The following is a 25,284-nucleotide window of genomic DNA, read 5'->3' as shown; positions in this document are numbered from 1 at the left end:
GTTGAGATGCCTCGTAGCCTGAAGAAGGGGCCCTTCGTCGACGACCACCTGATCAAGAAGGTGGACGTCCAGAACGAAGCCGGCACCAAGAACGTCATCAAGACCTGGTCCCGTCGCTCGATGATCGTCCCGGCCATGCTCGGCCACACGATCGCGGTGCACAACGGCAAGACCCACATTCCGGTGTTCGTCACCGAGTCGATGGTCGGCCACAAGCTCGGCGAGTTCTCGCCGACGCGCACCTTCCGGGGTCACGTCAAGGACGACCGGAAGTCGAAGCGCCGCTAAAGGCGGGGTGGAATGACCATGACAGACACTGGAAGGACAACCATGGAAGCCAGGGCCCAGGCGCGGTACATCCGCGTCACGCCCATGAAGGCCCGCCGCGTGGTGGACCTCATCCGTGGCATGAACGCCACGGAGGCTCAGGCGGTCCTGCGTTTTGCCCCGCAGGCCGCGAGCGTGCCGGTCGGCAAGGTGCTGGACAGCGCCATTGCCAACGCCGCGCACAACTACGACCACACCGACGCCGACAGCCTCTTCATCTCCGAGGCGTACGTCGACGAGGGTCCGACCCTGAAGCGGTTCCGTCCGCGTGCCCAGGGTCGTGCCTACCGGATCCGCAAGCGGACCAGCCACATCACCGTGGTCGTCAGCAGCAAGGAAGGAACCCGGTAATGGGCCAGAAGGTAAACCCGCACGGGTTCCGGCTCGGTGTCACGACCGACTTCAAGTCGCGTTGGTACGCCGACAAGCTGTACAAGGACTACGTCAAGGAAGACGTCGCCATCCGTCGGATGATGACGTCCGGCATGGAGCGCGCCGGCATCTCGAAGGTGGAGATCGAGCGCACCCGTGACCGTGTGCGGGTGGACATCCACACCGCGCGTCCGGGCATCGTCATCGGCCGCCGCGGCGCCGAGGCCGACCGCATCCGCGGCGACCTCGAGAAGCTCACCGGCAAGCAGGTCCAGCTGAACATCCTCGAGGTCAAGAACCCCGAGACGGATGCTCAGCTCGTGGCCCAGGCCGTCGCCGAGCAGCTCTCCTCCCGCGTCTCCTTCCGCCGTGCCATGCGCAAGAGCATGCAGTCGGCGATGAAGGCGGGCGCCAAGGGCATCAAGATCCAGTGCGGTGGCCGTCTCGGCGGCGCCGAGATGTCCCGCTCGGAGTTCTACCGCGAGGGCCGTGTGCCCCTGCACACGCTCCGCGCGAACGTGGACTACGGCTTCTTCGAGGCCAAGACGACCTTCGGCCGCATCGGCGTGAAGGTCTGGATCTACAAGGGCGACGTCAAGAACATCGCCGAGGTCCGCGCCGAGAACGCCGCTGCCCGCGCCGGCAACCGCCCGGCCCGTGGCGGTGCCGACCGCCCGGCCCGTGGTGGCCGCGGTGGCGAGCGTGGCGGGCGCGGTCGCAAGCCGCAGCAGGCTCCGGCTGCCGAGGCCCCCAAGGCCGAGGCTCCCGCCGCCGCTCCGGCTGAGAGCACCGGAACGGAGGCCTGACCGACATGCTGATCCCCCGTAGGGTCAAGCACCGCAAGCAGCACCACCCCAGTCGCAGCGGCATGTCCAAGGGCGGAACGCAGGTCGCGTTCGGCGAGTACGGCATCCAGGCGCTGACCCCGGCGTATGTGACGAACCGCCAGATCGAGGCGGCTCGTATCGCCATGACCCGCCACATCAAGCGTGGTGGCAAGGTCTGGATCAACATCTACCCGGACCGCCCGCTGACGAAGAAGCCGGCCGAGACCCGCATGGGTTCCGGTAAGGGTTCTCCGGAGTGGTGGATCGCCAACGTCAAGCCCGGACGCGTCATGTTCGAGCTGTCGTACCCCAACGAGAAGATCGCCCGTGAGGCGCTGACCCGTGCGGCCCACAAGCTGCCGATGAAGTGCCGGATCGTCAAGCGCGAGGCAGGTGAAGCGTGATGTCGGCCGGTACCAAGGCGTCCGAGCTGCGCGAGCTGGGCAACGAGGAGCTTCTGGCGAAGCTCCGCGAGGCCAAGGAAGAGCTGTTCAACCTCCGCTTCCAGGCGGCGACCGGACAGCTCGAGAACCACGGCCGGCTGAAGGCCGTCCGCAAGGACATCGCGCGGATCTACACCCTGATGCGCGAGCGTGAGCTGGGCATCGAAACGGTGGAGAGCGCCTGATGAGCGAGAACAACGTGACCGAGACGAACACTGAGGCTCGCGGTTTCCGCAAGAGCCGCGAGGGCATCGTCGTCAGCGACAAGATGGACAAGACCGTCGTCGTCGCCGTCGAGGACCGCAAGAAGCACGGGCTGTACGGCAAGGTCATCCGCAGCACGAGCAAGCTCAAGGCCCACGACGAGCAGAACGCCGCCGGCGTCGGCGACCGCGTCCTCCTGATGGAGACCCGGCCGCTGTCCGCGACGAAGCACTGGCGCATCGTCGAGATCCTCGAGAAGGCCAAGTAGGTAGTTCCCGCAAGGGAATTCCCAAAAGTACGTTCCTGCGGGGCACCCCTCGCAGGACAGTTCCGCCAGGCTCCGACGGGGCTGCGGCGCTTGATCGAGCTCGACCGAGTTCGACCGGAAGCGCGTCAGCCCCGTCGGGGAACCGGCAGACAATCAGGAGATAGACGTGATCCAGCAGGAGTCGCGACTGCGTGTCGCCGACAACACGGGAGCGAAGGAAATCCTTTGCATCCGTGTGCTCGGTGGCTCCGGTCGCCGCTACGCGGGCATCGGCGACGTCATCGTCGCCACCGTCAAGGACGCGATCCCCGGCGGCAACGTGAAGAAGGGTGACGTCATCAAGGCGGTCATCGTTCGGACCGTCAAGGAGCGCCGCCGTCCGGACGGCTCGTACATCCGCTTCGACGAGAACGCCGCCGTCATTCTGAAGAACGACGGCGACCCCCGTGGCACCCGTATCTTCGGCCCGGTCGGCCGAGAGCTGCGCGAGAAGAAGTTCATGAAGATCATCTCCCTCGCGCCGGAGGTGCTGTGAGCATGAAGATCAAGAAGGGTGACCTGGTCCAGGTCATCACCGGCAAGGACAAGGGCAAGCAGGGCAAGGTCATTGCCGCTTACCCGCGCGAGGAGCGCGTCCTGGTCGAGGGTGTCAACCGGGTCAAGAAGCACACCAAGGCCGCCCCGACCGCCGGTGGTTCGCAGGCCGGCGGGATCGTGACCACCGAGGCCCCCGTCCACGTGAGCAACGTTCAGCTCGTCGTGGAGAAGGACGGCAAGAAGGTCGTGACCCGCGTCGGCTACCGCTTCGACGACGAAGGCAACAAGATCCGCGTTGCCAAGCGGACGGGTGAGGACATCTGATGGCTACCACCACCACTCCGCGTCTGAAGACGAAGTACCGCGAGGAGATCGCGGGCAAGCTGCGTGAGGAGTTCTCCTACGAGAACGTCATGCAGATTCCCGGCCTCGTCAAGATCGTGGTCAACATGGGTGTGGGCGACGCCGCCCGCGACTCCAAGCTGATCGAGGGCGCCGTGCGCGACCTCACCACGATCACCGGTCAGAAGCCGGCCGTCACCAAGGCCCGCAAGTCCATCGCGCAGTTCAAGCTGCGTGAGGGACAGCCGATCGGCGCCCACGTCACGCTCCGTGGCGACCGCATGTGGGAGTTCCTGGACCGCACCCTGTCGCTCGCGCTGCCGCGCATCCGCGACTTCCGCGGTCTGTCCCCCAAGCAGTTCGACGGCCGTGGCAACTACACCTTCGGTCTCACCGAGCAGGTCATGTTCCACGAGATCGACCAGGACAAGATCGACCGTGTCCGGGGTATGGACATCACCGTGGTCACCACGGCGACCAACGACGCAGAGGGCCGTGCCCTTCTCCGTCACCTCGGCTTCCCGTTCAAGGAGGCGTGAGCGAGATGGCGAAGAAGGCTCTCATCGCGAAGGCTGCTCGCAAGCCCAAGTTCGGAGTGCGCGGCTACACCCGCTGCCAGCGCTGCGGTCGTCCGCACTCCGTGTACCGCAAGTTCGGCCTGTGCCGCGTGTGCCTTCGTGAGATGGCTCACCGTGGCGAGCTGCCGGGCGTGACCAAGAGTTCCTGGTAATCCGGTAGTTCCGGACTCCCAGGGCTCTCGGTAAGCAACGGGAATCGGCGGGAGGCCCGCTCCACATGGCTTAGGCTTGTGGGGTTGGGCACCTGCCGTGCCCCGAAGCACGCGGGCGACAACCCGCTCATGTTTGCTTACTACGCCGTAGGTCCACCGCGCCGCACCCGTCCCGTCTCGGATCGGGGAGAGGGATGGCGCACCAGGAAACCACGGCGAGAGAGGCCGAAGGCCAATTCATGACCATGACTGATCCGATCGCAGACATGCTGACGCGTCTGCGGAACGCGAACTCGGCGTACCACGACTCCGTGACGATGCCGGCGTCCAAGATCAAGTCTCACATCGCGGAGATCCTCCAGCAGGAGGGCTTCATCACGGGCTGGAAGGTCGAGGACGCCGAGGTCGGCAAGAACCTCGTCCTGGAGCTGAAGTTCGGCCCCAACCGTGAGCGCTCCATCGCGGGCATCAAGCGGATCTCCAAGCCCGGTCTCCGGGTGTACGCGAAGTCCACCTCCCTGCCGAAGGTGCTGGGCGGCCTCGGCGTGGCGATCATCTCCACGTCGCACGGGCTCCTCACCGACAAGCAGGCCGGCAAGAAGGGCGTGGGTGGGGAAGTCCTCGCCTACGTCTGGTAGCGGAAGGGAACGGAGGAAACAGCTATGTCGCGCATCGGCAAGCTCCCCATCGCGGTTCCCGCCGGCGTGGACGTCACCATCGACGGCCGTACGGTCGCGGTCAAGGGCCCGAAGGGCACACTGACCCACACCGTGGTGGCACCGATCGAGGTCGCCAAGGGTGAGGACGGCGTGCTGAACGTCACCCGCCCCGACGACGAGCGTCAGAACAAGGCCCTGCACGGCCTGTCCCGCACGCTGGTGGCGAACATGATCACCGGCGTGACCCAGGGTTACGTGAAGAAGCTCGAGATCAGCGGTGTCGGTTACCGCGTGCTCGCCAAGGGTTCGAACCTGGAGTTCTCCCTCGGCTACAGCCACCCGATCCTGATCGAGGCCCCCGAGGGCATCACCTTCAAGGTGGAGTCCGCGACCCGTTTCTCGGTCGAGGGCATCGACAAGCAGAAGGTCGGCGAGGTTGCGGCGAACATCCGCAAGCTGCGCAAGCCCGACCCGTACAAGGCCAAGGGCGTCAAGTACGAGGGCGAAGTCATCCGCCGCAAGGTCGGAAAGGCGGGTAAGTAAGCCATGGCATACGGGCAGAAGATCCTCAAGGGCGACGCCTACAAGCGTGCCGCGATCAAGCGTCGTCACCTGCGGATCCGCAAGAAGGTCGCCGGCACCGCCGAGCGTCCTCGCCTGGTCGTGACCCGCTCCAACCGCCACATCGTGGCGCAGGTGATCGACGACCTGAAGGGCCACACCGTGGCGTCGGCGTCCACCCTGGACGCATCGATCCGCGGCGGCGAGGCCGACAAGTCCGCGCAGGCCAAGCAGGTCGGGGCCCTGGTCGCCGAGCGCGCCAAGGCCGCCGGTGTCGAGGCCGTGGTGTTCGACCGTGGTGGCAACCAGTACGCGGGGCGCATCGCCGCCCTGGCGGACGCCGCCCGCGAAGCCGGGCTCAAGTTCTGAGCCTGCCGTAGCTAGCGGAAACAGAGAGAGGTAATTCCAATGGCTGGACCCCAGCGCCGCGGTGGCGGTGCCGGTGGCGGCGAGCGGCGGGACCGGAAGGGCCGTGACGGCGGCGCAGCTGCCGCCGACAAGACCGCATACGTTGAGCGCGTCGTCGCGATCAACCGTGTCGCCAAGGTTGTGAAGGGTGGTCGTCGCTTCAGCTTCACCGCGCTGGTCGTGGTGGGCGACGGTGACGGCACCGTGGGTGTCGGATACGGCAAGGCCAAGGAGGTGCCGGCCGCCATCGCCAAGGGCGTTGAGGAGGCCAAGAAGCACTTCTTCAAGGTCCCCCGCATCCAGGGCACCATCCCGCACCCGATCCAGGGTGAGAAGGCTGCCGGTGTCGTGCTGCTCAAGCCGGCGTCCCCGGGTACCGGCGTGATCGCCGGTGGTCCGGTGCGTGCCGTGCTCGAGTGCGCCGGTATCCACGACGTGCTGTCGAAGTCGCTCGGCTCGCACAACCAGATCAACATCGTGCACGCGACCGTGGAGGCCCTCAAGGGCCTGCAGCGTCCCGAGGAGGTCGCGGCCCGCCGCGGTCTGCCGCTCGAGGACGTCGCCCCCGCGGCTCTCCTCCGTGCACGTGCCGGGGCGGGTGCGTAATCATGGCGCAGCTCAGGATTACGCAGGTCAAGTCCTACATCGGCAGCAAGCAGAACCACCGTGACACGCTGCGTTCGCTCGGCCTGAAGAAGGTCAACGACGTGGTCGTCAAGGAGGACCGCCCCGAGTTCCGCGGAATGGTGCACACCGTCCGCCACCTCGTGACGGTCGAGGAGGTCGACTGATCATGGCGGAGCAGAACCCGCTCAAGATCCACAACCTCCGTCCCGCCCCGGGCGCCAAGACCGCCAAGACCCGTGTGGGTCGTGGTGAGGCGTCCAAGGGTAAGACGGCCGGTCGTGGTACGAAGGGCACCAAGGCCCGTTACCAGGTTCCGGAGCGCTTCGAGGGTGGCCAGATGCCGCTCCACATGCGTCTCCCGAAGCTGAAGGGCTTCAAGAACCCGTTCAAGACCGAGTTCCAGGTCGTGAACCTCGACAAGCTGGCCGCGCTCTACCCCGAGGGTGGCGAGGTCACCGTCGAGGGTCTGGTGGCCAAGGGGGCCGTTCGCAAGAACAGCCTCGTCAAGGTCCTCGGCCAGGGCGAGATCTCCGTGGCGCTGCAGGTGACGGTCGACGCCGTCTCCGGCTCCGCCAAGGAGAAGATCACCGCCGCCGGCGGTACCGTCACCGAGCTCGTCTGAACCACTCAGGCGTGCCGATGACTTGAGCGATCCCTACCGGGGGTACCCCAACATTTGGGGTATCCCCGGTCGGTCGTTCCAAGGGCGGTGGTCTCGCCGGTAAGGTGGCCTGCACTGCCCACTTTCCCCGGGCGCCCCACTCGGGCACTCCGGAGGGAAGTTGTCCGTTACGTATTCGTCCCTCATCGGAATCTCACGACCATCACCCTTGACGCGGTTGCGCGGGGGTCGCAGGAGGCACCGTGCTCACCGCGTTCGCCCGGGCGTTCAAGACGCCCGACCTGCGCAAGAAACTGCTGTTCACGCTCGGCATCATCGTGGTGTACCGGATCGGTACGAACATCCCGATTCCTGGTGTCGACTATCGGAACGTCCAGATCTGTATCGACGCGGCCCAGGCGAACCAGGGCATCTTCGGTCTGGTCAACATGTTCAGCGGCGGCGCGCTGCTGCAGATCACGGTCTTCGCGCTGGGCATCATGCCGTACATCACGGCGAGCATCATTCTGCAGCTGCTGACCGTGGTGATCCCGCGCCTGGAAGCCCTGAAGAAGGAGGGCCAGGCCGGCACCGCCAAGATCACGCAGTACACGCGTTACCTGACGGTGGCGCTCGCCGTCCTGCAGGGCACCGGCCTGGTGGCCACCGCCCGCAGCGGCGCCCTCTTCCAGGGCTGCCCGGTGGCGAACCAGATCGTCCCCGACCAGTCCATGTTCGTGACCATCACCATGGTCATCACCATGACCGCCGGCACGGCCGTCGTGATGTGGCTCGGTGAGCTCATCACCGACCGCGGCATCGGCAACGGCATGTCGATCCTGATGTTCATCTCGATCGCCGCGACCTTCCCCTCCGCCCTGTGGGCCATCAAGGAGCAGGGCGACCTGGCGGACGGCTGGATCGAGTTCGGCACGGTCATGCTCGTCGGTCTGGTCATGGTCGGCCTGGTCGTCTTCGTCGAACAGGCCCAGCGCCGGATTCCCGTGCAGTACGCGAAGCGCATGATCGGCCGCCGGTCCTACGGCGGCACGTCCACCTACATTCCCCTCAAGGTGAACCAGGCGGGCGTCATCCCCGTCATCTTCGCCTCGTCGCTGCTCTACATTCCGGCGCTGATCGTCCAGTTCTCCAGCTCCACGGCGGGCTGGGCGAACTGGGTCACGAAGAACCTCGCCGACACCGGGGCCACGGCGCACATCATTCTGTACTTCTTCTTGATCGTTTTCTTCGCGTTCTTCTATGTGGCGATTACCTTCAACCCCGAAGAAGTCGCCGACAACATGAAGAAGTATGGTGGCTTCATCCCGGGCATCCGGGCTGGCCGACCGACCGCTGAGTACCTGAGCTACGTACTCAACCGGATCACCTGGCCGGGCTCGCTGTACTTGGGTCTGATCTCTCTCGTGCCGACGATGGCGTTGGCCGGTTTCGGGGCAAACCAGAACTTCCCGTTCGGCGGGACCAGCATCCTGATCATCGTGGGTGTCGGTCTCGAGACGGTGAGGCAGATCGAGAGCCAGCTCCAGCAGCGCAATTACGAAGGGTTCCTCCGCTGATGCGAATCGTCCTCGTCGGGCCGCCCGGTGCTGGCAAAGGCACCCAGGCCACCCGCCTTGCCGAGAAGCTGAGCATCCCCCACATCTCCACGGGCGACCTGTTCCGTGCCAACATCAGTCGGCAGACCGAGCTGGGCAAGCTCGCGAAGTCGTACATGGACGAGGGCAACCTCGTGCCGGACGAGGTCACCATCGCCATGGCGAAGGACCGTATGGAGCAGCCGGACGCCGAGGCCGGCTTCCTGCTGGACGGATTCCCGAGGAACGTCTCCCAGGCGGAGTCGCTCGACGAGCTGCTGGAGTCCGAGGGCATCACGCTGGACGCGGTGCTCGACCTGGAGGCCCCCGAGGCCGAGGTGGTCAAGCGGATCGCCGGGCGGCGGATCTGCCGCAAGGACTCCAGCCACGTCTTCCACGTGACGTACAGCAAGCCGAAGCAGGAGGGCGTCTGCGACGTCTGCGGCGGCGAGCTGTACCAGCGCGACGACGACGCGGAGGAGACGGTGCGCACCCGGCTGGAGGTCTACCACACGCAGACCGAGCCGATCATCGACTACTACCGGGCCCAGGGCCTCGTGGTGACGATCTCGGCGCTGGGTCCGGTCGACGAGGTCACCGGGCGTGCGCTGGAGGCGCTCAACCGCGATCAGTGACGGTGCGCGTCCGGCCGCGGTTCCCTGCGGGGGCCGCGGCCGACGTGTGCGCGGGGGAGGGGCGGACAGCCTCCCCCCGTATCGTTGACGGTGTCCGTATCTCTCTCCGGATATCCCTCCGGTCCAGAAAGGCCGTAGCCCTCATGGTGCAGATCAAGACCCCCGAGCAGATCGCCAAGATGCGTGAGGCGGGGCTGGTGGTCGCCGCCATCCACGCGGCCACGCGTGAGGCGGCCGTGCCCGGGGCCACGACGAGGGATCTGGACCAGGTCGCCCGCAAGGTGCTCGCCGAGCACAACGCCAAGCCGAACTTCCTCGGCTACGGCGGCTTCCCCGCGACGATCTGCACCTCCGTCAACGAGGTCGTCGTCCACGGCATCCCCTCCGACGAGGTCGTCCTCAAGGACGGGGACGTCATCTCCATCGACTGCGGCGCCGTCATCGACGGCTGGCACGGCGACGCGGCCTACACCGCCTTCGTCGGGTCGGGGCACGCGCCGGAGCTGGTCGAGCTGTCCCGGGTGACCGAGGAGTCGATGTGGGCCGGCGTCGCGGCCATGAAGCAGGGCAACCGGCTGGTCGACGTCTCCCGCGCCATCGAGACCTACATCCGCCGGCAGCCGAAGCCCGGCGGCGGGCGCTACGGGATCATCGAGGACTACGGCGGCCACGGCATCGGCACCGAGATGCACATGGACCCGCATCTGCTGAACTACGTCGACCGCCGCCGGGGCAAGGGACCCAAGCTGGTCCCGGGCTTCTGCCTGGCCATCGAGCCGATGGTCTCGCTGGGCACCGCGAAGACGCGGGTGCTGGAGGACGACTGGACCGTCATCACGACGGACGGCACCTGGTCCTCGCACTGGGAGCACTCGGTCGCGCTGACCGAGGCGGGACCGCTGGTGCTGACGGCGCCGGACGGGGGGAAGGCGAAGCTCGCCGAGTACGGGGTGACGGCGGCGCCCGACCCGCTGGCCTGACGGCGGCCCGCGCCGCGACCGCCGGTCGGAGGCCGCGGCGCGGCCGCTCGAAGCCTGTGAGGCGCCCCGGCGCCGGACCCGGGGCTCGGCGAAGCCCGCGGGTTAAGGATCTCGCGGCTGGGGCAGACTTTCTCGATTCGTCTTTCGGGGTGCCCTGACGTAGACTGACTCGTCGGCTCTTGTGCATCCGCATGCCTGCATGTGATCACGGTGCGCAGCGGAGTCGATCAAGGTAGTCGATTCGAAGGGCGAAGCGTGGCCAAGAAGCAAGGTGCCATCGAGATCGAGGGCACTGTCGTCGAGTCTCTTCCGAACGCCATGTTCAAGGTCGAGCTCCAGAACGGCCACCAGGTCCTGGCACACATCAGCGGCAAGATGCGTATGCACTACATCCGTATCCTCCCTGACGACCGGGTCGTGGTGGAGCTCTCTCCGTATGACCTGACCCGGGGTCGGATCGTCTACCGGTACAAGTGAGCAAGTAGATCTTGCCCCCTCCCCCTGCGGTGCGGGGGCACTGAGCCCGGAGAACTTCACATCCCATGAAGGTCAAGCCGAGCGTCAAGAAGATCTGCGACAAGTGCAGGGTGATCCGCCGTCACGGCCGGGTCATGGTTATCTGCGACAACCCGCGCCACAAGCAGCGCCAGGGCTGACCCGCACGATCCACCCTCTGCGACTTTCCCGCAGAACTTCGCGCGACGCGAGCAACATGTTCATACGCAGAACCCGAGCCGCACGGCTCGACACCCCCGGGCTCGGAGGCTGGGGACCCGGTTCGTACCAAATCGCCGGACCAGGCGAGGACGGCGGCCGGGGGACGGTTCTGTGGAAGACCTCCGACAACCAACTGGAGCCATTGAATGGCACGCGTTTCCGGTGTTGACATCCCGCGCGAAAAGCGCGTGGAGATCGCCCTCACCTACGTGTTCGGCATCGGCCGAACCCTTTCGCAGCAGACGCTGGCCGCTGTCGGCGTCGACCCGAACACCCGCGTTCGCGACCTCTCCGAGGAGCAGCTCGTCGCGATCCGCGAGTACGTCGACAACAACATCAAGACCGAGGGTGACCTCCGTCGCGAGATCCAGGCCGACATCCGCCGCAAGGTCGAGATCGGCACCTACCAGGGTCTGCGTCACCGTCGCGGTCTGCCCGTCCGCGGTCAGCGCACCAGCACCAACGCGCGTACCCGCAAGGGCCCGCGTCGCGCCATCGCCGGCAAGAAGAAGCCGGGCAAGAAGTAGTCCGCAGCGGACACCTGTCCACGGTCTTCGCTGTAGGACCGACCACCTCCCGTAGGAGTTTGTAGATGCCCCCCAAGGGTCGTCAGGGCGCTGCCAAGAAGGTGCGCCGCAAGGAAAAGAAGAACGTCGCTCACGGCCACGCGCACATCAAGAGCACGTTCAACAACACGATCGTGTCCATCACGGACCCGACCGGCAACGTGATCTCCTGGGCCTCCGCCGGCCACGTCGGCTTCAAGGGCTCCCGGAAGTCCACGCCGTTCGCCGCGCAGATGGCCGCCGAGTCGGCTGCCCGTCGCGCGCAGGAGCACGGCATGCGCAAGGTCGACGTGTTCGTCAAGGGCCCGGGTTCCGGTCGTGAGACCGCCATCCGTTCGCTCCAGGCGACCGGTCTCGAGGTCGGCTCCATCCAGGACGTCACCCCGACCCCGCACAACGGCTGCCGCCCGCCGAAGCGCCGCCGCGTCTGAGTCGTCGGTTCGGTCCGGTCGGCCTCCTGCTGGGGGTGCGGGGGTCGCCCCCCGCACGGTCGCAGCACGGCTGCCGCCCGCCGAAGCGCCGCCGCCTCCGAGTCGCGGTGTCGCGTCCGGGCCATCGGTCCGGTCGTAGTGGTTTTTTCGGGCGGTACGTTCCCTGTTCGGGTCGTACCGCCCGTACCCTTGCAGTACCCGCGCCTTTCACCGGGTGCGGTTTCCGTCGGGCGTCAAATAGCGGGCGTCCACGAGAGAAGGATTTGATCCACACATGCTGATCGCTCAGCGTCCTTCGTTGACCGAAGAGGTCGTCGACGAGTTCCGCTCCCGGTTCGTGATCGAGCCGCTGGAGCCGGGCTTCGGCTACACCCTCGGCAACTCCCTCCGCCGCACCCTCCTGTCGTCGATCCCCGGTGCCGCTGTCACCAGCATCCGCATCGACGGCGTCCTGCACGAGTTCACCACCGTGCCGGGCGTCAAGGAGGACGTCACCGACCTGATCCTCAACATCAAGCAGCTGGTCGTGTCCTCCGAGCACGACGAGCCCGTGGTGATGTACCTGCGCAAGCAGGGTCCGGGCCAGGTCACCGCCGCCGACATCGCGCCCCCGGCCGGTGTCGAGGTGCACAACCCCGACCTCGTCCTCGCCACGCTCAACGGCAAGGGCAAGCTGGAGATGGAGCTGACCGTCGAGCGCGGTCGCGGCTACGTCTCCGCCGTGCAGAACAAGCAGGTGGGCCAGGAGATCGGCCGTATCCCGGTCGACTCCATCTACAGCCCCGTGCTGAAGGTCACGTACAAGGTCGAGGCGACCCGTGTCGAGCAGCGCACCGACTTCGACAAGCTGATCGTCGACGTCGAGACCAAGCAGGCCATGCGTCCGCGTGACGCCATGGCGTCGGCCGGCAAGACCCTGGTCGAGCTGTTCGGTCTGGCCCGTGAGCTGAACATCGACGCCGAGGGCATCGACATGGGTCCGTCCCCGACGGACGCCGCTCTCGCCGCCGACCTGGCGCTGCCGATCGAGGAGCTGGAGCTCACCGTCCGGTCGTACAACTGCCTCAAGCGTGAGGGCATCCACTCCGTGGGTGAGCTGGTCGCGCGCTCCGAGGCGGACCTCCTCGACATCCGCAACTTCGGTGCGAAGTCGATCGACGAGGTCAAGGCGAAGCTGGCGGGGATGGGACTCGCCCTCAAAGACAGCCCGCCTGGCTTCGACCCCACCGCTGCAGCGGACGCCTTCGGAGCGGACGACGACGCGGACGCCGGGTTCGTAGAGACCGAGCAGTACTGAGCTCGGGCTCGACGGTTCGTTTTTGGCTGCGGGCCCGTTGTGGCTGGTCGCGCCCACGCGACGGAGTCGCATATCGACACCTCCCCGCGCCCCTTCGGGGCGCGGGGTCTCCGACAGGCGACCGCCTGCTCGGATACTGACTCCGGTACCTGATACGGCCGGGGCAGACACCTAGGAGACACACCATGCCGAAGCCCGCCAAGGGTGCCCGTATGGGCGGCAGCGCCTCGCACGAGAAGCTGATGCTCGCGAACCTCGCGAAGTCGCTCTTCGAGCACGGGCGCATCACCACCACCGAGGCGAAGGCGCGCAGGCTGCGCCCGTACGCCGAGCGTCTGGTCACCAAGGCGAAGAAGGGCGACCTTCACAACCGCCGTCAGGTGCTCCAGGTGATCACGGACAAGAGCATCGTCCACACGCTCTTCACCGAGATCGGCCCGCGGTACGAGAACCGTCCCGGTGGCTACACCCGTATCACCAAGATCGGTAACCGCCGTGGCGACAACGCGCCCATGGCCGTCATCGAGCTGGTCGAGGCCCTGACGGTCGCCCAGGAGGCCACCGGTGAGGCCGAGGCCGCGACCAAGCGCGCGGTCAAGGAAGACGCCCTGAAGAAGGACGAGGCCGTCGAGGCCGCCGAGGCTCCGGCCGAGGACGCCAAGGCCGACCTGACCAAGGACGAGGCCGCCGAGGCCCCGGCCGAGGACGCCAAGGACGCCTGAGGCAGCGCTGCTTCACGCTGAGCGGGTCCGCCCTTGTGGGGCGGGCCCGCTTTCGCGTGCCTGAGAGGATCTGTACGTGAGTGACGAAGTAGAGCCCGGACGCGTCCGTATCCGTCTCGATCTGTCCTACGACGGGACCGAGTTCTCCGGCTGGGCCAAGCAGGCCGGAGGCAGGCGGACCGTGCAGGGGGAGATCGAGGACGCCCTGCGGACCGTCACCCGGTCCGGGGAGACGACGTACGAGCTGACCGTGGCCGGCCGGACCGACGCCGGGGTGCACGCGCGCGGCCAGGTGGCCCACGTCGACCTGCCGGTCGAACTGTGGGCGGAGCACCGGGAGAAGCTGCTCAAGCGGCTCGCCGGACGGCTCCCGCGCGATGTGCGGATCTGGTCCCTCACCGAGGCCCCCGCGGGCTTCGACGCCCGCTTCTCCGCGATCTGGCGGCGCTACGCGTACCGCGTCACCGACCACCCCGGCGGGGTGGACCCGTTGCTGCGCGGTCATGTGCTGTGGCACGACTGGCCACTCGACGTCGACGCGATGAACGAGGCCGCCCGGCGGCTGCTGGGGGAGCACGACTTCGCCGCGTACTGCAAGCGGCGGGAGGGCGCCACGACCATCCGGACGCTCCAGGAGCTGAGCCTGCTGCGCGACGCGGACGGGGTGATCACGGCGACGGTCCGGGCCGACGCCTTCTGCCACAACATGGTGCGCTCGCTGATCGGGGCGCTGCTGTTCGTCGGCGACGGGCACCGCACGCCCGACTGGCCGGGCAAGGTGCTGGCGGCTGGCGTACGGGACTCGGCGGTACACGTCGTCCGCCCGCACGGGCTGACCCTGGAGGAGGTCGGCTACCCGGCCGACGAGCTCCTGGCCGCCCGCAACAAGGAGGCCCGCAACAAGCGCACACTGCCGACGACGGCACGGTGCTGCTGACCCGCGCCGCGTCCGCCTCGCCGCTCGGCCCCCTGCGCGGCACCTTGTTCAGCGCCCTGCTCCTTCCTCCGCCCAGGTCGTGAGCAGGCCCGACAGGGCGGCCACGACCTGGGCGGCGTCGGGGCCGTCGCCGCGGCCGTCCGGGGCCAGTTCCAGATGCAGGAAGGTGGCGTGGTGCTGCTGCGCCGCCCTGCCCTGGACGTTGGTGGTGCCCTCCAGGGGGCAGCGGGCCGACCAGCCCCGGCAGACCCGCAGTCCGTCCGTCTCCAGCCGGTCGGCCAGGGCGGAGGCCTCGCCGGGTGCGCTCTGCGCGGCGCCGCTGGAGAGGACGGCGTCGTAGCGGTCCACGGAGGATTCGGCGAAGCCGTGCAGCTGGATGCCGGGCACCCCGCGCTTCTGCAGTTCCACGACGATCAGGTGGAAGGCGCTGTCCTCGCGGTGGGCCACATCGGCGTTGCCGTCGCCTGCCCGGCGGTGAGCGCCGGCCAGGACCAACGCGCCGCCCGGATTGTCCTCCAGCAGGCGCACCCCGAGCGCCTCGGTCTTCCGGTCGGAGACGGGGTGCGGCACCTGTGCGTTCCAGCGGACGGTGGAGTCCGCGTTCAGATACAGGCGGCCCCAGCCTGTGCTCGCACCCTTGCCCGAAGCCGCGACCTCGTCGTAGCGGCGGCCGGTCGAGGTGTCGGTGAGGCGGGTCACGCGCAGGCCGATCGGGGCGAGGATCTCGCCCGCCTCGCGTGCGTCCCGGTCGAGGAGTCGTCCGATGCCGCGGGCGAGCCGGTCGCGCTGGTCGGAGTCGGGAGGCGTGTAGGGGTCGTCGCGATTGAAGGCCTCCGTGTAGCTGAGGACACGGCTGCGGAGATCCACCAGCTCCCGGGAGGCCGGAACAGTTTCCTCCGATTTTCGCTCCGGGTCGGCCTGGCAACCCGTCAATGTCAGAAAAAGCAGCAACAGGGCGATAACCGGACGGAAATGTGACTGTCTCGTAATGGATATTGGCGTGATGGCTGTGGGGACCGTGTGAACATGACCGAGTGACACTGCGCAAGTCTCTCCCTAAGGTTCGGGTGGCTGCCACCCTGGTCGCGCTGACCGGCCTGCTGGTCTCATGCGGTACGGCTGACGGTTCCGTGGAGCCGCAGGCCAAGCCGGGGGGACGTTCCTTCACCGTCGCGGCCACGGGTGACGTGCTCATCCACCCCGAGCTGGTCGACCAGGCCGCCAAGGACGCCAAGGAGACCGGTGAGGGAGAGAAAGGGCTGGACTTCGGGCCGCTGCTCGCCGGGGTGAAGCCTGTCATCAGTGAGGCGGATCTGGCCATCTGCCACATGGAGACACCCGTGGGCAAGCCGGAGGGCCCCTTCGAGGGGTACCCGGAGTTCCTGGTCCCGCCGCAGGTCCTGACGTCGTTGAAGGACGTGGGCTACGACACCTGCTCGACGGCCTCCAACCACACGTTCGACCACGGGCTGGACGGAGTGCGACGCACGCTGGACGTCATGGACGAGGTGGGCCTCGGACACGCCGGATCGGCGCGGTCGGCCAAGGAGGCGGAGCGGATCAACATCCGTGAGGTCGAGGGCGTCAAGGTCGCGCATCTCTCCTACTCCTGGGAGTCGTTCCTGAATCCGACGCCCGAGAAGCAGAAGTGGGCGTTGAACCGGCTTGACACCGGCGAGATCAAGAGGGCCGAGGCGCGGGCCCGTCAAGAGGGCGCCGAGGTGGTGATCCTCACGGTCCACTGGGGGCTGGAGCACTACAACGAGCCCAGCGTGCCGCAGTTGCAGCTGGCGCAGCGGCTCACCGAGGAGACGGGCATCGACCTCGTCATCGGCCACCACGCCCACGTCGTCCAGCCGATCCAGAAGGTGAACGGCACCTGGGTCGCCTACAGCCTCGGCAACCATGTGGCTCGGCACTCCTCGCCGACCGGACTGACCGAGGAAGGGGCCATCGGCTGGTTCGAGTTCCAGGAGACCACCGAAGGCTGGGACGTCACCGCGCGCTACCGCACCACGCTGGTGGACATTCCGCCCGAGGTGGAGGACGAGGAAGAGGTGCCCGAGGGCGCGGTGCGGGACCTCCGGCTGGTGGACGCCCAGCAGATGCTCGACGAGCCGGGGGACCTGTCCGAGGAGCGGCTCGCCCGCTACCGGCTGGCGATCGACCGGACCCGGGGCTTCCTCTACAACCGGGGGGCACCCGGCGGTGACGGCCTGGAACAGCTCTCGCTGGAGAAGTGACAGGTCCCACACCCGAAGTCCGCGCCGGGGGTGCAACCTTGTCGGCGTTTATCAGTCTATTTAGTGACGACGTCGCACGGCCGAGGTAGTGGTACCCCGGCGTACGTCCGGCGCTCGCGTCAAGACCAAGGAAGACCACCGGTGACATCGAGCCATGTCGCGCCGCCCTCAGCGCAGAGACAGCGCCGCAGCCGCAGACGGGCGGACATGCCCCTGCTCGGCGGCATCCGCCCGCCGATCGCGGTGCTGTGCGTACTGATCCTCGCCCTGGCCGGGCTGACCGCCAAGGTGCTCGGTCCCGGTGGTGACCCCGTCGTGCCCAAGGCGGTGCTCTCCTCCCAGCAGCACTTCGCCGAGGACGGGGCGATCGCCCTGCGTGCCTCGATCGACGAGCGGGTCACGGACCTGCGGCGCACTGCCACCGCGCTGAACGCCGGTAAGCCGGCCGAGCCGGAGGACGTCCTGTCCGACCTGGGCAGGACGTACCAGAAGTGGACCGGCACCACGGTGGTGGACCTGGAGAGCGGGGACGTGCTCGCCGCGCGTGGCGAACGCATCCCGCTCGCCTGGCTGGACGAAGAGGCCCTCACCGGAGAGACCGCCCTCGTCCCGCGGATGGTGCGGCTGGAAACCGGTGACGTCCGGCTGATGACCATGGTGGTCCTCGACTGGAAGGACCGTCCGCAGCAGCTGCTGATCGCCTCCAACAGCCTGTCCGTGCCGTCCATCACGCTGGGTCCCTTCCGCACCATGGCGGTCGTGGCACGGGACGGCGAGGTGCTCGCGACGGCCGGTTTCGAGCGGTCCGAGGCGCTCAACTCGGACCAGCAGCGCGCGGAGCTCGAATTCCTCCAGAAGCAGATGTCCGACCTGTCCGGCCAAGCGGCCGAGCGGGCGGAGCAGCACCCCGTCACCGCCAAGGCGCCAGGTTCCCGCGGCTACCCCGGCGTCAGCGGGAACCTGGTGGGCGACGACTACAACGGTCGCGTCGTCACCGTCGGCTACGCCTCCCTGGCTTCCTCCGACCCCGAGGAGAAGGACAGTGTCGCGGCGGGCCTCGGACTCACCGTCGTGGCCATGCTGCCCGTGGTCGCCGAGCAGAGCGTCGGCGCGGCGGACCGGGAACTGTACGGGCTGATCGCGGCCGGCGCCCTGGTGGTGCTCGGACTGCTGGCCGCCGCGGTGCTGTGGGCGCGGGTGCAGCGTCCGCTGCTGCGTCTGTTCCTGGAGTCCCGCCGGCTTGCCCGGGGCGACCTGACCCGTCCCGTCGGCACCTTCCGCGGCGGCGAAGCCGCCCGTATCGGCTCCGCCCTGGAACGGCTCCGGGGCCAGCTCGGCGGTCCGGGCGGTTCCGATGACCCCGGTGGGACGGGCGGCGGGAAGCCGGGCGGCCGGTTCCGGTTCGGCATCCGGGCGCAGCTCGTGGTGACCGCGGTGCTGCTGCTCCTGTGGTGCCTGCCGGTCGGCCTGCTGCTGAACCGCACCGACGACTCGGTCAGCGTGCCCGCCACCATGGTCAACGACCAGCGTGACCGTACCGACCTGGTGTCCGACCGGGTCCGCCGGGCGCTGAACGAGGCCCAGGCCGACCTGGTCTCCGCCTCCCGTCTCGTCGACGTGGCCGACCGGGACGCCACCGAGAACATGCTCAAGGACGCCCTGCGCAAGCACACCCGGTACGCGGCGCTGTACGTCGTCGACGCGGGCGGGGAGGTCGTCGCCCGCGCCGGTGGCGACCCGCACGACTGGAGCGACGACAAGAAGCTGCCCCTGGTCAGGGTGTCCGGGGAGGGCGGCAAGAAGCCGGTGCTCCAGGCCGGCGCCCCCGTGCCCGAGGAGAAGGGCGTCACCCTGGTGGGTGAGGTGCGGATCGAGTTCCTGAACTCACTGCTGAAACGTCCCGGCCTCGGTGAGGTCCGGGTGGTGGACCCCAAGGGCCGCACCCTCGCCGCCAGCAACGGCTTCCTCGCCTTCGAGAACTTGCCCCGCGAGGCCCTGACCGACCTGGTCCGGGCGGGCAGCGTGCAGGTCGGCGCCGGACCCGTCGAGAACGGGCTGCTCATCCGGGACGGCGGCAACATCACCGTCGCCGCTGCGGCTCCTTTCTCCGGCGGCGGTGTCGCCGCCGACATCGGCTGGACCGTGGTCAGCTGGCAGAACGCCGACCGCTTCCAGATCACCGCGTACGAGCGCGAGGACCGCAGTGTGCTCGCCGGCCTGCTCGGTCTCGCCGCGATCGTGGTCTGCCTGGGTTGGGTGCACCTGGTGGTCGCCCGGCCGCTGCGGGCCCTCGCCACCAGCGCCGAGAAGCTGGCCGACGGCGACCTGAAGTCGGTGCTCTACCCCACGTACCACGACGAGGTGGGAGCGGTCGTCCGAAGCCTCGAATTGATCCGTCAGCAGCTCCAGGCCCGCAGGCAGAACCAGTCCCGCCGCCCCGCCGAACCCCGGCCGACCGAGCCCCGACCCGGTGAACCCCGGCTCGGCGCCGGAGGAAGGTGACCCGCCGTGCTCTACCTCTACTTCGCCCTGCTGGTCTGCTGCGTGCTCCTGCTCGTCGCGGGCATCGTCGAGCAGCGCCGGCACTACGCCGCCCTGCACTCCATACCGTCCCGGGTGCTCGTCAACGGCATCCGGGGCAAGTCCTCCATCACCCGGCTGTGTGCCGGCGCCCTGCGCGGCGGTGACCTGACCACGGTCGCCAAGACGACCGGCACGGCCGCCCGCTTCATCCACCCGGACGCGACCGAGGAGCCGGTCTACCGCAAGTTCGGCATCGCCAACGTGGTGGAGCAGATCGGTATCGTCCGCCGGGCCGCCGCCTACCGGCCCGACGCGCTCGTCATCGAGTGCATGGCGGTCATGCCGGCCCTGCAGGAGGTCAACCAGAGCAAGCTGATCCGTTCGACGATCGGCGTGCTGTGCAACGTACGTGAGGACCACCTCGCCGAGATGGGCCCCACGCTCGACGACGTGGCCCGCTCGCTGTGCCGTTCCATGCCACAGGACGGCATCTGCGTCACCGCCGAGAAGGATCGTTTCGACATCCTTCAGGAGGAGGCCGACGCCCGGAACTGCAAGCTGATCTACGCGGACCCCGAGACGGTGACCGACGAGGAGCTGCGCGGCTTCAGCTGGTTCACGTTCAAGGAGAACGTCGCGATCGCCCTGGTCGTGGCCGAGCTGCTCGGGGTGGAACGCAAGGTCGCCCTGCAGGGCATGTACGACGCCCCGCCGGACCCCGGTGTGCTCTCCGTCGAGCGGTACGTGACCGAGGAGGGCAAGCGGCTCGCCTTCGCCAACGTCTTCGCGGCCAACGACCCCGAGTCGACGCTGATGAACATCAACCAGCTGCTCGACCTCGGCGCGATCAGCCGTCCGCTGAACGTCGTCATCAACTGCCGCCCGGACCGCGTGGAGCGAAACGGGCAGATGGGCGAGATCGTCCCCGACCTCCAACCGGACAACGTCTTCGTCATCGGGCACCCCGCCAAGAGCGCCATCGACGCCATCCCCGCCGAGTGGCGGGATCGCGCGGTGGACCTGGGCGGCGACCGCCGGGACGCGCACGAGTTCATGCCGGAACTGCTCGGCCGCATGGCCGACGGCTCCTCCCTCGTCGCCATCGGCAACATCCACGGCCAGGGTGAGGAACTCCTGGAGTACCTGGCCGAACTCCCGGCGGACGAGACACCCGAAGCGGAGCAGCCGGCCGACGCGGAGCGGACGTCGGCCCCGGATGACGCCGTTCCGGCGCAGCAGGTCCCCCGCCTGGACCCGTTCGCTGCCTACCCGACGGCGTACGAGGAGCGCTACCAGGCCTCTCAGACCCAGGAGATCCCCGTCATCCGCCGCAACCTCCTCGCCCAGCAGGCGGCGCTCCAGAAGCAGCAGGCCCCACAGGCCCCACAGGCCCAGGGGGGCCAGTACGAGCAGCAGGGCTGGTTCGCGCAGCGGCCCGCACAGGGTGTTCCGCAGCAGGGGCAGTACCAGGAGCACGCACCCGAGCAGGGACACCGGCCGTACTACGACGGGCCCGACGGCGGGCCCTGGCTTCCGACCGACGAGGACAGCGGTGGACCGCCCCCGCACCGCTGACCTCCCGCGGACCGACCGCCCTCCTTCCTACCGCACACCTGCCCGGAGACCCCGTTGATCACCGCCGCCCTGACCCCCGAGATGGCCGCCCTGGGCATCGCCATAGGTCTGTTCTTCTCGCTGCTGTGCTACCTCACCACCAACCTGTCGCCCGGCGGCATGATCACCCCGGGCTGGCTGGCGCTCACCCTCATCGAGGACCTGCAGCGCGCGGCGATGGTGGTGGGTGTGACCGCCCTGACCTACGCGGGCACCAAGGTGATGCAGCGACTGGTGATCCTTTACGGCAAACGGCTGTTCGCCGCGGTGGTGCTGCTGGGCGTGCTGCTCCAGGCCACCGTGATGATCGTGCTCTCGCTCGAGTTCCCTCTGCTGTACGGCAACCAGACCCTCGGGTTCATCGTGCCCGGTCTGATCGCCTATCAGATGGTGCGCCAGCCCAAGGGGCCCACTCTGCTGGCCACGGGCACCGTCTCACTCATGGCCTACATCGTCATCGCCGCCGGCCTGCTGCTCGGCGTCATGCCCACTGTCTGACAACAACCGAGGAGCATTTCGATGGCTGGGAAAGGGAAGAAGAAGACGCGCCACATCGTCCCCGGACTGGTGGTGCTCACGCTCGTCGCGGGGTCCGGCTACCTGACCGTGGAGCTGCGCAAGCAGGAGGCCCCCGCGGTCACCGAGGTCCGCAACGTCGGTGTCCTGGACGGCAACCGCGGGTCCGGGAGCGGGTCGGACGACGACAGCAAGGCGACCTGGTCCCGGCTGGAGAACCCGGCGCGCTCGGTGCTGCGCGGTGGCGACGGACAGATCATGGCGGTCCTCACCGACGGGGCGCGCACCGCGACGCTGACCGGGAAGGCCCGCACCTTCGAGGAGCCGACCTCGACCAAGTCCAAGGTGTCCACCCGGGACTGGGTTCGGCTGCTGCCTGAGGAGTGGAAGAAGGGCGCGGAGAAGGAGCAGTGGTTCAAGGACTGGTACGCCGAGAACAAGGACAGCGAGGAGGACGATCTCTTCGCGTTCGCCTTCCAGTACGTGGCCGGCGCCCCGGACAAGAAGGACGAGCAGGGCACGCTCTACGCCGGTGACGCCGACTTCGGCCCGCTGAACACCAGCGGCGCGGAAGGTGGCGACCTGCGCCTGGAGCAGTCCGACTTCTACGACTTCCTCGGCGTTCAGTACCCCTTCCGGGACGGTGCCGTCGGAACGCCGGAAGCCATGCGGGCCAGGGCCCTGGACTGCTCCGGCTTCATCCGTATGGTGCTCGGCTACCGCGCCCGCTATCCGCTGATGTCCCTGGACAGTGCCGTCGGCGACGGGCTGCCGCGTACCGCCAACGGCATGGCCCGCTCCAAGCTGGGCGCCGACGTGCTCCCGCTGACCGGGGTCTCCGCGGAGGATCGGCCCGCCAACATCGACCAGCTCCAGCCCGGCGACCTGGTCTTCTTCAAGCTCGACACGCGGACCAAGGAGCGGCTGGACCACGTGGGCATGGTGCTCGGCTACGACACCGAGGGCCACTTGATCTTCGTCTCCAGCCGCGAAGAGGTGAACGGCCCGACCATCGGCGACATCGGTGGTGTCTCCCGACTGGACGGCAACGGGTACTACGCGAAGACGCTGCGCAGCGCGAAGCGGCTGTGAGGCGCCGCTGAGGCAGCCGTGAGGCGGGGGGTGCGGGGCCGGCCGAGGGCGCGGTCGGCCCCGCGGGCGGTCGTGGCCCGGGCGGTCGTGGCCCGGGCGGTCGTCACTCGTTCGCGGCGGCCGATGCCTGGGCCTCGCCGCGGCGGCGGATCTGGCGGAAGGTGAACTCGGCGAGATCGTCACCGGTGCTGAAGACGGTCTTGTCCTGCTCCGTGACGTCCTTGGCGGAGGTGAAGCCGGACAGGGTGAAGTAGGCGTAGCGGCCGTAGGAGTTGGTGGTCGAGCGGCAGACCGCGCCGTCGCAGAACTCCTTGACGCCGCCGCCCGCGAGGGACTTGACGATGCTCCTCGTGTCGGCCTGCTGCTTGGCCCTGGCGGCCTGGGCCTCGGTGTCGAAGACGGCCACGCCCACCGTCACCGCGACGTCGTCCTTGGTGTAGGTGACCCGGAGCAGGCGGCTGCAGCCGTTGTCGGTGAGGACCTTGGGCAGCGTGGCCTTCGCGGCCGAGGCGCAGTCGCGGGTGTCGGCCGTCGGGCCCTTCTTGTACACCGTCTCGCCCATGGTGAGCTGCGTGCCCGGGAAGAGGACGTCCGGGGCCAGCGGCGCCCGGTCCTTCTTCACGCTGGAGACGAAGTCCTTCGGGTCCAGCGGCGGCGGGGCGCTCGTCGGGGCGAACGAGGGGACCGCGCCGGTCGGGCTCGGCAGGTCGGCGGTGGCCGGCACCTGGGAGGACGGCCCGCCCGCGACCTGGTTGCCGCCGTTCGACGAGACGACGCCCGTCGCCACGGCCGTGCCTATCGCGACGGTGGCGATCGCGCCGCCGCCGATGAGCAGCAGCCGGCGCCGTTTGTGACGTGTCTCGGACGCCTCGGCCAGTGCGGCCCAGTCGGGTGACTGGCTGTTGCCGCCCCCGCCGCTCCAGGGCTGCTGCGACTGCGGTTTCCAGGGATCCCACTGCGAAGGAGGTCCCCCCTGCCCATAACTCATGGGGCGCATCTTAGACGGGGCGCGGGGTGTGCCGGACCGCCCCAACCCCGCGTACGGACCACGGCGTTGCCGCCCCGGTGATGAGCAAAAGCGACATCTCCGGGTGGTTGGTGCACCCCATGGGCCGCGGCACGGCGGCGGACGGCTGTAGAGTCGGTGTCGCCCACGCCCGGAGGACTCGTTTTGACCCGTCCGGCCGAGGGCGGGTATTCTGCATGTTTGTTATGTGTATTGGCTTGCTCATTCTCACGTGAGGGGCCCTTACACCGGTCCACCGGGCCGATGACCAGCGACCAGCACGCGGTTTGCGTCACCGCGGTGCGGTCAGGGCTGTCGTGATCGTCTTCGGTGGCCATGTCAGGACCACTCACTGAAGAAGCGAAGGCTACGAACCGTGCGTACGTACAGCCCCAAGCCCGGCGATGTGACGCGCCAGTGGCACGTCATCGACGCTCAGGACGTCGTCCTGGGTCGTCTGGCCTCCACTGCGGCCTCCATCCTGCGCGGCAAGCACAAGCCGATCTACGCGCCTCACGTCGACACCGGTGACTTCGTCATCATCATCAACGCCGACAAGGTGCACCTCTCCGGCAACAAGCGGACCCAGAAGCTGGCGTACCGCCACTCGGGCTACCCGGGCGGTCTGCGCTCCGTCCGCTACGACGAGCTGCTGGAGAAGAACCCCGAGAAGGCCATCGAGAAGGCCGTCAAGGGCATGCTCCCCAAGAACACCCTGGGCCGTCAGATGCTCTCGAAGCTGAAGGTCTACGCGGGCGACCAGCACCCGCACGCTGCCCAGCAGCCGGTGCCGTTCGAGATCACCCAGGTCGCGCAGTAAGTCCGGCCACCCCCTAAGACTGAACAGAATCTGAGGAGCATCGTGGCCGAGACCACTGCCGAGCAGCCGCTCGAAGAGATCGACATCGACAGCTACACCACCGAGTCCGAGGTGCCCGTCGAGGGCGAGTACACCTCGGAGTCCATGGCCTCCCGCTTCGGCGAGCCGCAGCCGGCCGCCGGCCTGGGCCGTCGCAAGAACGCCATCGCCCGCGTCCGGATCATCCCGGGCTCCGGCAAGTGGAAGATCAACGGTCGCACCCTCGAGGACTACTTCCCGAACAAGGTGCACCAGCAGGAAGTCAACGAGCCCTTCAAGGTGCTCGAGCTCGAGGGTCGCTACGACATCGTCGCCCGCATCGCGGGTGGCGGCGTCTCCGGTCAGGCCGGTGCGCTCCGTCTCGGTGTCGCCCGTGCGCTGAACGAGGCGGACGTCGACAACAACCGCGGCGCGCTCAAGAAGGCCGGCTTCCTGCGCCGCGACGACCGCGCGGTCGAGCGGAAGAAGGCCGGTCTGAAGAAGGCCCGCAAGGCCCCGCAGTACAGCAAGCGCTGATTGCAGCTGCCCCTGCATGTACTCCGAACGCCCCGGCGGCACGCCACAGTGCCGCCGGGGCGTTCGTTTTCTCACTGCAGCAGGCGTATAACGACACAAGACGCTCGAAGGCTAATGTGATCGGATAGT

35 protein-coding genes are annotated in these 25,284 nt (G+C 68.1%); 33 read left to right on the top strand and 2 right to left on the bottom strand.

From position 1 onward, the window contains the following. Nucleotides 1-6: 6 nt before the first annotated feature. The 26 genes from rpsS (at nucleotide 7) to truA (ending at nucleotide 14,786) form a co-directional block, all read left to right on the top strand. On the top strand, nucleotides 7-288 hold the full coding sequence (gene rpsS, locus ACWEQO_RS06305) for a 30S ribosomal protein S19 (RefSeq protein WP_003948639.1): 282 nt from the start codon (nucleotides 7-9) through the stop codon (nucleotides 286-288). 42 nt (nucleotides 289-330) lie between these two features. Further along, the gene (gene rplV / locus ACWEQO_RS06300; RefSeq protein WP_030345431.1) at nucleotides 331-678 is read left to right on the top strand and encodes a 50S ribosomal protein L22; all 348 of its coding nucleotides are present in this window, start codon (nucleotides 331-333) and stop codon (nucleotides 676-678) included. Then, nucleotides 678-1,505 (top strand): 30S ribosomal protein S3, encoded by an 828-nt coding sequence (rpsC, locus tag ACWEQO_RS06295; protein WP_004927271.1) that lies wholly within the window; start codon nucleotides 678-680, stop codon nucleotides 1,503-1,505. The genes rplV and rpsC overlap by 1 nt, the downstream gene beginning before the upstream one ends. Before the next feature lie 5 nt (nucleotides 1,506-1,510). Continuing rightward, nucleotides 1,511-1,930, top strand: a complete 420-nt coding sequence (rplP, locus tag ACWEQO_RS06290) for a 50S ribosomal protein L16 (protein WP_109381513.1) — start codon at nucleotides 1,511-1,513, stop codon at nucleotides 1,928-1,930. After that, a complete protein-coding gene (gene rpmC / locus ACWEQO_RS06285; RefSeq protein WP_003974259.1) occupies nucleotides 1,930-2,154 on the top strand; it encodes a 50S ribosomal protein L29 in 225 nt (74 codons plus the stop codon). The genes rplP and rpmC overlap by 1 nt, the downstream gene beginning before the upstream one ends. Then, complete coding sequence (rpsQ, locus tag ACWEQO_RS06280) at nucleotides 2,154-2,441, top strand: 30S ribosomal protein S17 (RefSeq protein ID WP_279334424.1); 288 nt, start codon at nucleotides 2,154-2,156, stop codon at nucleotides 2,439-2,441. Before rpmC ends, rpsQ begins: the two co-directional genes overlap by 1 nt. 166 nt (nucleotides 2,442-2,607) lie before the next feature. Then, complete coding sequence (rplN, locus tag ACWEQO_RS06275) at nucleotides 2,608-2,976, top strand: 50S ribosomal protein L14 (protein WP_003992364.1); 369 nt, start codon at nucleotides 2,608-2,610, stop codon at nucleotides 2,974-2,976. Between the two features lie 2 nt (nucleotides 2,977-2,978). Beyond that, a complete protein-coding gene (rplX, locus tag ACWEQO_RS06270; RefSeq protein WP_361449910.1) occupies nucleotides 2,979-3,302 on the top strand; it encodes a 50S ribosomal protein L24 in 324 nt (107 codons plus the stop codon). Further along, nucleotides 3,302-3,859, top strand: coding sequence for a 50S ribosomal protein L5 (gene rplE / locus ACWEQO_RS06265; protein ID WP_202275759.1), 558 nt, complete (start codon nucleotides 3,302-3,304; stop codon nucleotides 3,857-3,859). The genes rplX and rplE overlap by 1 nt, the downstream gene beginning before the upstream one ends. Nucleotides 3,860-3,864: 5 nt before the next feature. Further along, nucleotides 3,865-4,050 (top strand): type Z 30S ribosomal protein S14, encoded by a 186-nt coding sequence (locus tag ACWEQO_RS06260; RefSeq protein ID WP_003948630.1) that lies wholly within the window; start codon nucleotides 3,865-3,867, stop codon nucleotides 4,048-4,050. 239 nt (nucleotides 4,051-4,289) lie between these two features. Continuing rightward, nucleotides 4,290-4,688, top strand: coding sequence for a 30S ribosomal protein S8 (gene rpsH / locus ACWEQO_RS06255; protein WP_013001411.1), 399 nt, complete (start codon nucleotides 4,290-4,292; stop codon nucleotides 4,686-4,688). A gap of 24 nt (nucleotides 4,689-4,712) precedes the next feature. Next, the gene (gene rplF / locus ACWEQO_RS06250) at nucleotides 4,713-5,252 is read left to right on the top strand and encodes a 50S ribosomal protein L6 (RefSeq protein ID WP_361449914.1); all 540 of its coding nucleotides are present in this window, start codon (nucleotides 4,713-4,715) and stop codon (nucleotides 5,250-5,252) included. 3 nt (nucleotides 5,253-5,255) lie between these two features. Beyond that, nucleotides 5,256-5,639, top strand: coding sequence for a 50S ribosomal protein L18 (gene rplR / locus ACWEQO_RS06245; RefSeq protein ID WP_109381508.1), 384 nt, complete (start codon nucleotides 5,256-5,258; stop codon nucleotides 5,637-5,639). 39 nt (nucleotides 5,640-5,678) lie between these two features. Then, nucleotides 5,679-6,284, top strand: coding sequence for a 30S ribosomal protein S5 (gene rpsE / locus ACWEQO_RS06240; protein WP_109381507.1), 606 nt, complete (start codon nucleotides 5,679-5,681; stop codon nucleotides 6,282-6,284). A gap of 2 nt (nucleotides 6,285-6,286) precedes the next feature. Next, nucleotides 6,287-6,469: a 50S ribosomal protein L30 gene (rpmD, locus tag ACWEQO_RS06235; RefSeq protein WP_109381506.1), complete on the top strand. Its 183-nt coding sequence runs from the start codon at nucleotides 6,287-6,289 to the stop codon at nucleotides 6,467-6,469. Between the two features lie 2 nt (nucleotides 6,470-6,471). Then, nucleotides 6,472-6,927 carry a 50S ribosomal protein L15 gene (gene rplO / locus ACWEQO_RS06230; protein ID WP_023547373.1) on the top strand — a complete coding sequence of 152 codons (456 nt, stop codon included), beginning with the start codon at nucleotides 6,472-6,474 and terminating at the stop codon, nucleotides 6,925-6,927. Nucleotides 6,928-7,169: 242 nt separating this feature from the next. Continuing rightward, complete coding sequence (gene secY / locus ACWEQO_RS06225; protein ID WP_361449919.1) at nucleotides 7,170-8,483, top strand: preprotein translocase subunit SecY; 1,314 nt, start codon at nucleotides 7,170-7,172, stop codon at nucleotides 8,481-8,483. Continuing rightward, nucleotides 8,483-9,136: an adenylate kinase gene (locus ACWEQO_RS06220; protein ID WP_361449922.1), complete on the top strand. Its 654-nt coding sequence runs from the start codon at nucleotides 8,483-8,485 to the stop codon at nucleotides 9,134-9,136. Before secY ends, ACWEQO_RS06220 begins: the two co-directional genes overlap by 1 nt. Before the next feature lie 143 nt (nucleotides 9,137-9,279). Then, on the top strand, nucleotides 9,280-10,116 hold the full coding sequence (map, locus tag ACWEQO_RS06215; RefSeq protein WP_361449925.1) for a type I methionyl aminopeptidase: 837 nt from the start codon (nucleotides 9,280-9,282) through the stop codon (nucleotides 10,114-10,116). Between the two features lie 255 nt (nucleotides 10,117-10,371). After that, nucleotides 10,372-10,593, top strand: coding sequence for a translation initiation factor IF-1 (infA, locus tag ACWEQO_RS06210; protein WP_003948620.1), 222 nt, complete (start codon nucleotides 10,372-10,374; stop codon nucleotides 10,591-10,593). 65 nt (nucleotides 10,594-10,658) lie between these two features. Continuing rightward, nucleotides 10,659-10,772 (top strand): 50S ribosomal protein L36, encoded by a 114-nt coding sequence (gene rpmJ / locus ACWEQO_RS06205; protein ID WP_003974245.1) that lies wholly within the window; start codon nucleotides 10,659-10,661, stop codon nucleotides 10,770-10,772. Between the two features lie 207 nt (nucleotides 10,773-10,979). Then, on the top strand, nucleotides 10,980-11,360 hold the full coding sequence (rpsM, locus tag ACWEQO_RS06200) for a 30S ribosomal protein S13 (RefSeq protein ID WP_361157573.1): 381 nt from the start codon (nucleotides 10,980-10,982) through the stop codon (nucleotides 11,358-11,360). A gap of 65 nt (nucleotides 11,361-11,425) precedes the next feature. After that, complete coding sequence (gene rpsK, locus ACWEQO_RS06195; RefSeq protein ID WP_003948617.1) at nucleotides 11,426-11,830, top strand: 30S ribosomal protein S11; 405 nt, start codon at nucleotides 11,426-11,428, stop codon at nucleotides 11,828-11,830. Nucleotides 11,831-12,104: 274 nt separating this feature from the next. Next, on the top strand, nucleotides 12,105-13,127 hold the full coding sequence (locus tag ACWEQO_RS06190; protein ID WP_202275769.1) for a DNA-directed RNA polymerase subunit alpha: 1,023 nt from the start codon (nucleotides 12,105-12,107) through the stop codon (nucleotides 13,125-13,127). 185 nt (nucleotides 13,128-13,312) lie between these two features. Further along, nucleotides 13,313-13,849, top strand: coding sequence for a 50S ribosomal protein L17 (gene rplQ, locus ACWEQO_RS06185; protein ID WP_361449929.1), 537 nt, complete (start codon nucleotides 13,313-13,315; stop codon nucleotides 13,847-13,849). Nucleotides 13,850-13,925: 76 nt separating this feature from the next. Further along, nucleotides 13,926-14,786, top strand: a complete 861-nt coding sequence (gene truA, locus ACWEQO_RS06180) for a tRNA pseudouridine(38-40) synthase TruA (protein WP_452979490.1) — start codon at nucleotides 13,926-13,928, stop codon at nucleotides 14,784-14,786. Between the two features lie 48 nt (nucleotides 14,787-14,834). On the opposite strand, the gene ACWEQO_RS06175 is transcribed toward truA, so the two are convergent. Next, on the bottom strand, nucleotides 14,835-15,653 hold the full coding sequence (locus ACWEQO_RS06175) for a hypothetical protein (RefSeq protein ID WP_452979487.1): 819 nt from the start codon (nucleotides 15,651-15,653) through the stop codon (nucleotides 14,835-14,837). 200 nt (nucleotides 15,654-15,853) lie between these two features. Here ACWEQO_RS06175 and ACWEQO_RS06170 point away from each other — a divergent pair, with 200 nt between their 5' ends. From ACWEQO_RS06170 to ACWEQO_RS06150, 5 genes are all read left to right on the top strand, one after another. Continuing rightward, a complete protein-coding gene (locus tag ACWEQO_RS06170) occupies nucleotides 15,854-17,029 on the top strand; it encodes a CapA family protein (protein ID WP_452979484.1) in 1,176 nt (391 codons plus the stop codon). Nucleotides 17,030-17,236: 207 nt separating this feature from the next. Beyond that, nucleotides 17,237-19,531: a HAMP domain-containing protein gene (locus ACWEQO_RS06165; RefSeq protein WP_452979748.1), complete on the top strand. Its 2,295-nt coding sequence runs from the start codon at nucleotides 17,237-17,239 to the stop codon at nucleotides 19,529-19,531. Between the two features lie 6 nt (nucleotides 19,532-19,537). Then, on the top strand, nucleotides 19,538-21,127 hold the full coding sequence (pgsB, locus tag ACWEQO_RS06160; protein WP_452979480.1) for a poly-gamma-glutamate synthase PgsB: 1,590 nt from the start codon (nucleotides 19,538-19,540) through the stop codon (nucleotides 21,125-21,127). Nucleotides 21,128-21,181: 54 nt separating this feature from the next. After that, nucleotides 21,182-21,664 (top strand): poly-gamma-glutamate biosynthesis protein PgsC/CapC, encoded by a 483-nt coding sequence (locus tag ACWEQO_RS06155; protein ID WP_109377689.1) that lies wholly within the window; start codon nucleotides 21,182-21,184, stop codon nucleotides 21,662-21,664. A gap of 21 nt (nucleotides 21,665-21,685) precedes the next feature. Then, complete coding sequence (locus tag ACWEQO_RS06150; protein WP_452979478.1) at nucleotides 21,686-22,774, top strand: C40 family peptidase; 1,089 nt, start codon at nucleotides 21,686-21,688, stop codon at nucleotides 22,772-22,774. A 103-nt stretch (nucleotides 22,775-22,877) separates the two neighbouring features. Here the strand turns inward: ACWEQO_RS06150 and ACWEQO_RS06145 are convergent, their stop codons facing one another. Further along, entirely contained in the window at nucleotides 22,878-23,762 is an 885-nt protein-coding gene (locus ACWEQO_RS06145) for a hypothetical protein (protein WP_452979475.1), read from the bottom strand. Nucleotides 23,763-24,156: 394 nt separating this feature from the next. On the opposite strand from ACWEQO_RS06145, the gene rplM reads away from it, so the two are divergent. Both rplM and rpsI read left to right on the top strand, forming a co-directional pair. Then, the gene (gene rplM / locus ACWEQO_RS06140) at nucleotides 24,157-24,600 is read left to right on the top strand and encodes a 50S ribosomal protein L13 (RefSeq protein ID WP_202275777.1); all 444 of its coding nucleotides are present in this window, start codon (nucleotides 24,157-24,159) and stop codon (nucleotides 24,598-24,600) included. 42 nt (nucleotides 24,601-24,642) lie between these two features. Further along, the gene (gene rpsI / locus ACWEQO_RS06135) at nucleotides 24,643-25,155 is read left to right on the top strand and encodes a 30S ribosomal protein S9 (RefSeq protein WP_109377693.1); all 513 of its coding nucleotides are present in this window, start codon (nucleotides 24,643-24,645) and stop codon (nucleotides 25,153-25,155) included. The last annotated feature ends 129 nt before the right edge of the window (nucleotides 25,156-25,284 follow it).

This window comes from Streptomyces sp. NPDC004051, assembly GCF_053604275.1.
Note: the sequence above shows the minus strand (reverse complement) of the source record. Positions and strands in the feature narration are given on the sequence as shown.

What these genes read in the sequence shown, in the direction of transcription:
- rpsS (WP_003948639.1), top strand. Translation starts at nt 7, where the DNA reads ATGCCTCGTAGCCTGAAGAAGGGGCCCTTCGTCGACGACCACCTGATC.
- rplV (WP_030345431.1), top strand. Translation starts at nt 331, where the DNA reads ATGGAAGCCAGGGCCCAGGCGCGGTACATCCGCGTCACGCCCATGAAG.
- rpsC (WP_004927271.1), top strand. Translation starts at nt 678, where the DNA reads ATGGGCCAGAAGGTAAACCCGCACGGGTTCCGGCTCGGTGTCACGACC.
- rplP (WP_109381513.1), top strand. Translation starts at nt 1,511, where the DNA reads ATGCTGATCCCCCGTAGGGTCAAGCACCGCAAGCAGCACCACCCCAGT.
- rpmC (WP_003974259.1), top strand. Translation starts at nt 1,930, where the DNA reads ATGTCGGCCGGTACCAAGGCGTCCGAGCTGCGCGAGCTGGGCAACGAG.
- rpsQ (WP_279334424.1), top strand. Translation starts at nt 2,154, where the DNA reads ATGAGCGAGAACAACGTGACCGAGACGAACACTGAGGCTCGCGGTTTC.
- rplX (WP_361449910.1), top strand. Translation starts at nt 2,979, where the DNA reads ATGAAGATCAAGAAGGGTGACCTGGTCCAGGTCATCACCGGCAAGGAC.
- rplE (WP_202275759.1), top strand. Translation starts at nt 3,302, where the DNA reads ATGGCTACCACCACCACTCCGCGTCTGAAGACGAAGTACCGCGAGGAG.
- ACWEQO_RS06260 (WP_003948630.1), top strand. Translation starts at nt 3,865, where the DNA reads ATGGCGAAGAAGGCTCTCATCGCGAAGGCTGCTCGCAAGCCCAAGTTC.
- rpsH (WP_013001411.1), top strand. Translation starts at nt 4,290, where the DNA reads ATGACCATGACTGATCCGATCGCAGACATGCTGACGCGTCTGCGGAAC.
- rplF (WP_361449914.1), top strand. Translation starts at nt 4,713, where the DNA reads ATGTCGCGCATCGGCAAGCTCCCCATCGCGGTTCCCGCCGGCGTGGAC.
- rplR (WP_109381508.1), top strand. Translation starts at nt 5,256, where the DNA reads ATGGCATACGGGCAGAAGATCCTCAAGGGCGACGCCTACAAGCGTGCC.
- rpsE (WP_109381507.1), top strand. Translation starts at nt 5,679, where the DNA reads ATGGCTGGACCCCAGCGCCGCGGTGGCGGTGCCGGTGGCGGCGAGCGG.
- rpmD (WP_109381506.1), top strand. Translation starts at nt 6,287, where the DNA reads ATGGCGCAGCTCAGGATTACGCAGGTCAAGTCCTACATCGGCAGCAAG.
- rplO (WP_023547373.1), top strand. Translation starts at nt 6,472, where the DNA reads ATGGCGGAGCAGAACCCGCTCAAGATCCACAACCTCCGTCCCGCCCCG.
- ACWEQO_RS06220 (WP_361449922.1), top strand. Translation starts at nt 8,483, where the DNA reads ATGCGAATCGTCCTCGTCGGGCCGCCCGGTGCTGGCAAAGGCACCCAG.
- map (WP_361449925.1), top strand. Translation starts at nt 9,280, where the DNA reads ATGGTGCAGATCAAGACCCCCGAGCAGATCGCCAAGATGCGTGAGGCG.
- rpmJ (WP_003974245.1), top strand. Translation starts at nt 10,659, where the DNA reads ATGAAGGTCAAGCCGAGCGTCAAGAAGATCTGCGACAAGTGCAGGGTG.
- rpsM (WP_361157573.1), top strand. Translation starts at nt 10,980, where the DNA reads ATGGCACGCGTTTCCGGTGTTGACATCCCGCGCGAAAAGCGCGTGGAG.
- rpsK (WP_003948617.1), top strand. Translation starts at nt 11,426, where the DNA reads ATGCCCCCCAAGGGTCGTCAGGGCGCTGCCAAGAAGGTGCGCCGCAAG.
- ACWEQO_RS06190 (WP_202275769.1), top strand. Translation starts at nt 12,105, where the DNA reads ATGCTGATCGCTCAGCGTCCTTCGTTGACCGAAGAGGTCGTCGACGAG.
- rplQ (WP_361449929.1), top strand. Translation starts at nt 13,313, where the DNA reads ATGCCGAAGCCCGCCAAGGGTGCCCGTATGGGCGGCAGCGCCTCGCAC.
- ACWEQO_RS06165 (WP_452979748.1), top strand. Translation starts at nt 17,237, where the DNA reads ATGCCCCTGCTCGGCGGCATCCGCCCGCCGATCGCGGTGCTGTGCGTA.
- ACWEQO_RS06150 (WP_452979478.1), top strand. Translation starts at nt 21,686, where the DNA reads ATGGCTGGGAAAGGGAAGAAGAAGACGCGCCACATCGTCCCCGGACTG.
- ACWEQO_RS06145 (WP_452979475.1), bottom strand. Translation starts at nt 23,762, where the DNA reads ATGAGTTATGGGCAGGGGGGACCTCCTTCGCAGTGGGATCCCTGGAAA.